Genomic DNA, 7254 nt, shown 5'->3' with positions numbered 1-7254 from the left:
GAGTCCTGTGGAATACAGAATGCAGGCCGCCAAGGCAGCGTAGGTGGATAATTGTCCAACCTTCGGGGGTCATACCATGCTGCGGGGCCGACACATCAGAAATGGACACGACCCGGCTGGCATCACCGACAATGGCAACCAGTTCAGGCACGCTGCCAGCTCCGGCCAGGTCCAGCGCGGCATTGACGCCGTTGGGTTCCAAGGCCTGGACTCTGGCGGCCAGGCCGGGTTCGTAGGTGGTCGGCACAGCGCCCAGGCTGCGAAGGTACTCATGCTTGGGAGCACTCGCCGTACCGATCACGATGGCACCGCGATGCAGTGCCATCTGGATGGCGGCAGACCCGACACCACCTGCCGCGCCCGTTATCAGGAGTGTTTCGCCGGCTTTGATATTGACGTGATCGAGGATGCGGGTCGCAGTTTCAACAACGACAGGCAAACCACCTGCCACCTCGATTGGCATGTTGCGCGGCACAGACGCCCAACTTCTCAGGACTGCCTGTTCCGCCAGAGTATTTCGTCCGTAGCCGAAAACGACGTCACCGACGGCAAATCCTGAAACACCCTCACCGACCTCATCAATGATGCCTGCCGCCTCTGAGCCGACACCGGCGGGAAAGGTCACGGGCATGAAGTCATCAACATACCCCGCGCGTATTTTCCAATCGATGGGATTGACACCGACCGCCTGCACTTTAATGCGCACCTCACCCGGCCCCGCGTGCGGAGGGTCTATGTCGACGATCTTCAATACATCGGTGCCACCGTATTCGTTGAACTGAACGGCTTTCATAAGTAGTCCTCTTACTGCGTAAATAACTACCGGGACAGGATTCCCGTCGCTAGGCTGTGCATAAATTCGCTACAGCGACTTTTTGAAACAGATGCGGGCGAAATACCGCCGATGGCGGATGTGCCTTGGTGATCTCGCGGAAGTCAGGGTGTTTGAAAGCAGTGCGCCAGGACTGCGCAGACTCGAACACTGCGTAGTTGAGATACGTTGGGCTGTCTCCCAGCGCGCGATGCAGCTGCGTCGAGATGAAGCCAGGCTGTTTTTTCATGAACGCAGCGTCAGTTGCCCACGCGATGAGAAAGGCTGCTTCGTCCTCAACTGACATCGTGCAGACGTTGATTAATACGATGGGGGCAGCATCGATTCCCATCTGTTGGCTTAATGGAAACGACGGATCAAGCGGCTCAACACTGGACATGGTGATCTCCTCAATCAGCTACTGATTCGATTGCCAAGGCAACAACAGTCTCCGCTGCGTCAAGCGCTCATCAAGGGCTTTGCCTTGTCTGTGCCATGGTAAGTGGGGAGAGGGACAGTTTCTGTCACCAGGGTGCAGTGGCGGTCAGATTTGAAGTCGCAAAAGGCTGACGACGAAAAAGGCCCTGCTGTTGCAGGGCCTTTTGAAGTATTCAGGACGGGCTGATTACTTCAGGTTTTTCTTGAAGAACTCACCCAGCTTGTCGAACGGGATGAGATCGACCCGATCATAAAGGTCCACATGCCCCGCGCCCGGTACGATAATCAGTTGCTTGGGCTGACCGGCCAGTTTGTAGGCCTCTTCGCTGAACTCCAGAGAGTGCGCAACCGAACCGGCAATGAACAGCATCGGGCGTGGCGATATCGTCTCGATGTCGTTGAACGGATAGAAGTTCATGAACTTGACGTTGCTGGTCAGCGTCGGGTGAGTGGTCAGTTCGGGGGACTGACCTTCAGGCGTGAACTCGCCCCGTGGCGTGCGATAGAAATCATAGAACTCGCGTTCGATCGGCCCGGATTTGTCAGTCAGCTTGTGTACGGTGCCGCTGGTGTAGGCCGTATCGCCACCGCTGTATTCCACGTCGCGTTGCAGTGCCGCCTGCTCAATGATCTTCTTGCGCTGAGCCAGGGTTTGCGAATGTTTCAGACCATTGCGATTGGCGGCACCCATGTCGTACATGCTGACGGTGGCGATAGCTTTCATGCGCGGGTCGATCTTCGCGGCACTGATGACAAAGCTGCCACTGCCGCAGATGCCCAGAACCCCGATGCGATTCTTGTCCACAAAGGTCTGGGTGCCGAGAAAGTCCACTGCGGCGCTGAAGTCTTCGGCGTATAGATCGGGTGAAACGGCGTTACGCGGCTGGCCTTCGCTCCCGCCCCAGAACGACAAATCCAGCGACAAGGTGATAAACCCCTGCTCTGCCAGTTTCTGCGCGTACAGATTGGCGCTTTGCTCCTTCACCGCCCCCATCGGATGGCCGACGATGATTGCCGGAGCTTTAACGTTCGGGTTCGAGCCTTTGGGTATAAACAGGTTGCCCGCGACTTTTATCTTGTACTGGTTGTTGAACAGCACTTTTTGCGCAACGACCTTGTCGCTTGTGTAGAAATTATCGGCACCGTGAGACATGTCTGCTCCTGTCGCAGCGTATGAGCTGATTAAAAGCCCAAGCATCAAAAGAATCTTTTTCATGGCGTGTTACCTCGTTGAGAAATTGACCCGCGTTTATCTGCCCGGCCCTGACCGGTGTTGCTTTCCTGCAGGGACGCGTTGTCGCGTGCCGTCCAGGCCAGCGCGGCCGAACACGCCAGTAACACGCCACCGAATGCGAACGGGCTCCACCAACCGAGGCTGTCGAACAGCGCGCCGCCGATACCGGCCCCGGCGGTGATCGCCAATTGAATGGTCGCCACCATCAGGCCGCCGCCCGCCTCGGCATCGTCGGGTAGCGTGCGGCTCAACCACAGGCCCCAGGCGACCGGCGCAGGTGTGGCAATCAGCCCCCAGACGGCAAGCACAATGAAGACGGACTGAGGTGAATGGCCCAGGCCGGTCAGCGCCACGGCCAGCACCGCCATCAGCAACGGAATGGCGATCAGGCAGGCATACAGGTCTTTGTGCAGCAGCCTGCCGATCAGGTAGGTGCCGGCCAGCCCGCTGGCCCCCAGCGCCAAAAGCATCAGGGACAACGTGTTGACGCTGACCTCGGTGATCTCTTCCAGAAACGGGCGCAGGTAGGTGAAGACGGCGAACTGGCCCATGAACAGCAACAGGATCGCGCTCATGCCGACGGCCACTTGCGGGTTGCGCAGCAGGCGGAACGGATTGCGTGCCCGGTTGTTCGGCTGACTGCGCATGGCCGGCAGGCTCAGCCACTGCCAGGCAAACGCCAGCGCCGCGAGCGGAATGACCAGGAAAAACGCCCCGCGCCAACCGATGTACTGGCCCATGAAGCTGCCCAATGGCGCGGCGACCGTCGCCGCCAGCGCATTGCCGCCGTTGATCAGTGCCAGGCCCTTGGCGACCGATTGCTTCGGCACCAACTTCATCACGGTAGCGGTCGACATCGACCAGAAACCGCCAATGGCAATCCCGAGCAATGCACGGCCTGTCATGAACAACCAGCCGTTGGAGGCCAGCGTGACGATCACGCCAGACACCAGCAGCAACAGGCTGAAGCCCAGCAGGACAGGCTTGCGATCCAGATGCCCGGTCAGTGGCGTGTTCAGCAGGCTGGTCAACACAGCAAAAAAGCCGGAGATCGAAATCGCCTGCCCTGCCTGCCCTTGGCTGATGCCGAGGTCCTGCGCGATAGGTGTCAGCAGGCTGACCGGCATGAACTCCGACGCAATCAGCACCACCACACACAGCGCCATCGAAAACACGGCGCCCCAAGCTGGCGGATGTACTGTCGTCTCAGCCCCCTTTAGCGTTGAATCGAATGCTTGCATGCGTCACTGACCTGGCGATGTTGAAAATAGTCGGCACAGGTTAGGGCAAAGGGATTAGGATTATTAGACGCCGTAATTTCCACGCGCTTGTGAGAGATACTCAGCAATGAGCACACCGAAACTCAATGACCTGCAAGCCTTCCTGCTGGTGGCCCGTGATCAGAGCTTTACCAAGGCTGCGACCAAACTGGGCGTTACGCCCTCGGCCCTGAGCCACAGCATGAGAGGCCTTGAAGAGCGCATGGGCCTGCGCCTGCTGGCGAGAACCACCCGCAACGTAGCCCCGACCGAAGCAGGCGAACGGCTGATGCGCTCGATCGGGCCGCTGCTGGACCAGATTGCCGCAGAAGTCGAAGTGCTGGGCGAACTGCGCGACAAACCCGCCGGCACCATTCGCATTACCTGCTCTGATGACGCCGCAGAAGGCATCATCCGCCCGATGCTTGCAGGGTTTCTGGCGCAGTACCCGGATATTCAGATCGAGATCTGCATCGACTACGGCTTCACCAATATTGTCAGCGAACGTTTCGATGCGGGCATCCGCCTGGGGGAGTCCATCAGCAAGGACATGATTGCCGTGCGCCTGGGGCCTGACTGGCGCTTGTCAGTGGTCGGCTCGCCGGCCTACTTCGAGCGACATCCCGTCCCGCTGCAGCCTCAGGACCTGACTCAACACACCTGCATCAACATCCGCCACTCGCCAAACGGCAGTTGCTACGCCTGGGAGTTCGAGAAGGACAGCCGCAAGCTCAACCTTCGAGTCAACGGGCAATTCACGTCGAACAGCATGATCCATGTGCTCAACGCTGCACTGGACGGCGTGGGCCTGGCCTACGTGCCGGACTCCATGGCCGAGCCGCACATCGCCAGCGGCCGCCTGAAAGAAGTGCTGGTCGACTGGAGCCCTTACTTCGAAGGTTTTCACTTGTACTACCCGAACCGGCGACAGGCGTCGCCGGCATTCAGCGCGTTTGTTGAGGCGGTGAGGTATCGGGGCTAGCACCCCGCCGCCTGATTACTGCGCGGCTTTCAACGCATCCGCGACCTTGTTCAGCGAACCTTGAGCAGGCTCGGCAAGCAGTTTCAGCTCGGTGGTTTTGCCACGCACCACCACTTGCATGGCGGTGGGCGCACCCTTTGCGTCACCCACGATCCGATAAGCGGTATCGCCGCGCACGAAGCTCAATACGTGACTGGCAGCGTCGCACTTCAGTTGCTTACCTTCAGCCTGGGGAAACAGCAGCCCGACCTGATTCTTGCTGTCCACGGCTGCGTAGAAGACCGGGCTTGCGTCCCCTGAACGGAACAACACAATGCGCTTGCCGGAAGGCGCGAGCCCGAACGACAGAAGAATCTCACGCTGCTCGTCTTCCTCCCAGACGATGCTGGTGGTGTGCGTCATCTTGCCATTCTGGTTGCGACTGACTGTTTCAGTCGGCAGTCCCGACCCACCGGTATGGTCAAGGACCGTCTGCGTTTCCAGAACCGGTTCGCCATTACGGATGCTGTAAGTAGACGTCTGGTGCCAGCAGCAACCGTCCTTGGTCATGGTCTCGATCTTGCGGGCTTTCTCATTCACGCTGAACAGGCCGCAGTTGTTTTGCGCCAGTTCGGTAAACGAATCGCTGTGCCGAAAACCGTCGGCCGTGCCGAGAAAGACCTGATAAGAGGGGCCGTGATAGCAGCTGTTCTGCCCGTCCATCAACGCCAGGTCCTTGATGCCATCAAAGTTGAAATCCTGATAGATCAGTACGCTCTGTTCGCCATAGGGCAACTCGTGCACGTTGGTTTTGACCTCGCCGGTTTTCGGGTCAGTGCCGAGTACCAGCTCATCGGACTGCACGCGGATCAAGGCCGCACCGCTGGCCTTGTCGTACACGTTGATGACGCCGGGACGAAACACATCGTCCTTGGCGGAAATATCCAGCGTCGCACGGTATTTATCGGAAAAGTCCTGCAGGACATAGTTCTCCCGCGGGGCCCCCGCAAAGCCTGCTGCATCCATGTCACCGTAGGTCGGTAGCGCACCGGCGGCACTGACCATTGCCGACGAGGCCAGACCGACCAGTACCCACAACGCCTGCAACCCAAGGCGTGACGCACAGCGTTGAACGATGGATAGGTGCAAGACGCAACTCCTTTGATAATGAGCGATGAGTCTACTTCAGCAATCGATACAATTTGAAATCGTTGCCCAACGTGCACTTTGTGCTGACGGGCCGCCCCGTCCGACCCGGTAAATGTTTTAATCACGCCCCTCTTCGCTCAACGGGCCCGATGCTTTTATGGATATTCACTCGCTTTGGCTCAAGACCCAGGAACTCTGGGACATGCTCGATCAGCACCCGTGGGTACGCACCGGGCTGGCGCTGATCCTGTTGCTGACCGCCGCACTGGTGCTTGGCCGCGTGGCGCGCTTTCTGGTGCTGTACGCGGTGAAGATGCTCGGCCGTCAGCCATCCCTGCACTGGGTCAACGACTTCCGCCACAACAAGGTCTTTCACCGACTGGCGCAGATGGTGCCGTCACTGGTCATTCAGTTTGGCCTCACGCTGGTCCCGGGCCTGAGCACTGCGGGCCGCAACGTGATCGGCAACATCGCCATGGCGTTCACCATCCTGTTCATGACATTAGCCATCGGCACCCTGCTCAATGCCCTGCTGGACATCTACGCGCGCACCGAACACGCCCGCACGCGCTCCATCAAGGGTTACGTGCAACTGTCGAAGATGATCCTCTACGTCTTCGCCGGGATCATCATCGTCGCCACCCTGATCGATCGTTCGCCCCTGCTACTGCTGTCCGGCCTCGGCGCCATGTCGGCGGTCATCCTGCTGGTCTACAAGGACACCCTGCTCTCCTTCGTCGCCAGTGTGCAGTTGACCAGCAACGATATGTTGCGCGTCGGCGACTGGATCGAAATGCCGCAAGTGGGCGCAGACGGCGACGTGGTGGACATCACCCTGCACACCGTCAAGGTGCAGAACTTCGACAAAACCATCGTCTCCATCCCCACCTGGCGCTTGATGTCCGAGTCGTTCCGCAACTGGCGCGGCATGCAGCAATCAGGCGGGCGACGCATCAAGCGCAGCCTGTTCATCGACGCCAGCGGCGTGCGCTTCGTGCGTGACGATGAAGAACAACAACTGATGCAAATCCACCTGCTCACCGACTACATCGGCCGCAAACAGGCCGAATTACTGGCCTGGAACCAGGCACAAGGCAACGTCGCACAAATGTCCGCCAACCGCCGACGCATGACCAACATCGGCACCTTCCGCGCCTATGCGCTGGCGTACCTGAAAAGTCACGTCGACATCAATCCAGGCATGACCTGCATGGTTCGTCAGCTGGAGCCTACTTCGCAGGGCATCCCGCTGGAAATCTACTGCTTCACCCGCACGACGGTGTGGGTGGAGTACGAGCGCATACAGGGGGATATTTTCGATTATCTGATTACGGTGATGCCGGAGTTTGGGTTGAATTTGTATCAGCAGCCTAGTGGGGCGGATATGCGGGTGGGGTTGCGG

Annotated in this window: 7 protein-coding genes; 2 read left to right on the top strand and 5 right to left on the bottom strand. The window is 59.0% G+C overall.

Translation table 11 applies throughout. The annotated features are described in order from the left end of the window. The 4 genes from RYC17_RS26750 to RYC17_RS26735 all read right to left on the bottom strand — a co-directional run. The coding region (locus tag RYC17_RS26750) for an NADP-dependent oxidoreductase (RefSeq protein ID WP_316904789.1) at positions 1 to 793 on the bottom strand (793 nt) is incomplete at its 3' end. 49 nt (positions 794 to 842) lie between these two features. After that, the gene (locus RYC17_RS26745; protein WP_058408507.1) at positions 843 to 1211 is read right to left on the bottom strand and encodes an antibiotic biosynthesis monooxygenase family protein; all 369 of its coding nucleotides are present in this window, start codon (positions 1209 to 1211) and stop codon (positions 843 to 845) included. 225 nt (positions 1212 to 1436) lie between these two features. After that, entirely contained in the window at positions 1437 to 2465 is a 1029-nt protein-coding gene (locus RYC17_RS26740) for an alpha/beta hydrolase (RefSeq protein WP_316904788.1), read from the bottom strand. Further along, the gene (locus RYC17_RS26735; protein ID WP_316904787.1) at positions 2462 to 3724 is read right to left on the bottom strand and encodes an MFS transporter; all 1263 of its coding nucleotides are present in this window, start codon (positions 3722 to 3724) and stop codon (positions 2462 to 2464) included. Before RYC17_RS26735 ends, RYC17_RS26740 begins: the two co-directional genes overlap by 4 nt. Positions 3725 to 3830: 106 nt before the next feature. On the opposite strand from RYC17_RS26735, the gene RYC17_RS26730 reads away from it, so the two are divergent. Beyond that, positions 3831 to 4724, top strand: coding sequence for a LysR family transcriptional regulator (locus RYC17_RS26730; RefSeq protein ID WP_005746285.1), 894 nt, complete (start codon positions 3831 to 3833; stop codon positions 4722 to 4724). A 15-nt stretch (positions 4725 to 4739) separates the two neighbouring features. On the opposite strand, the gene RYC17_RS26725 is transcribed toward RYC17_RS26730, so the two are convergent. After that, positions 4740 to 5852, bottom strand: a complete 1113-nt coding sequence (locus tag RYC17_RS26725) for an XAC2610-related protein (RefSeq protein ID WP_316904786.1) — start codon at positions 5850 to 5852, stop codon at positions 4740 to 4742. 157 nt (positions 5853 to 6009) lie between these two features. Between RYC17_RS26725 and RYC17_RS26720 the strand changes: the two genes are divergently transcribed. Further along, on the top strand, positions 6010 to 7254 hold a 1245-nt coding region (locus RYC17_RS26720), incomplete at its 3' end, for a mechanosensitive ion channel family protein (protein ID WP_316904785.1).

The sequence above is a fragment of the Pseudomonas syringae group sp. J248-6 genome (assembly GCF_032586995.1).
In the GTDB taxonomy this organism is placed as follows: domain Bacteria; phylum Pseudomonadota; class Gammaproteobacteria; order Pseudomonadales; family Pseudomonadaceae; genus Aquipseudomonas; species Aquipseudomonas amygdali.
Note: the sequence above shows the minus strand (reverse complement) of the source record. Positions and strands in the feature narration are given on the sequence as shown.